Genomic DNA, 251 nt, shown 5'->3' with positions numbered 1-251 from the left:
CCTGTCTCACATACTGTTACGTTACCCGGAGCAGTTGGTGCTGATGGTGCGCCATTGATTGTTAAAACAACAGCTGTTCTTGTCAAACTTGAACAAGTTCCGTTTGAAGTCTGACCGTATAGTGTTCTGGTAGCAGCAACTGTACTTACTAATGTTGCCGGATTTACTATGTTTCCTCCTGTGGCAGCATCATACCAAACAATGCTTGAACCTGCTGGTACTGTAGCGGTAGCTGTTAGAGTTTGTGAAGA

1 protein-coding gene is annotated in these 251 nt (G+C 44.6%); it reads right to left on the bottom strand.

Features of this window, described 5'->3' with window-relative positions; genetic code table 11:
• Positions 1-251, bottom strand: a 251-nt coding sequence (locus ACHRVZ_RS21445; RefSeq protein ID WP_395425058.1) for a hypothetical protein, incomplete at both ends; no start/stop codon positions are given.

The organism is Flavobacterium sp. FlaQc-57 (assembly GCF_044007395.1).
Classification (GTDB): Bacteria; Bacteroidota; Bacteroidia; order Flavobacteriales; family Flavobacteriaceae; genus Flavobacterium.
Note: the sequence above shows the minus strand (reverse complement) of the source record. Positions and strands in the feature narration are given on the sequence as shown.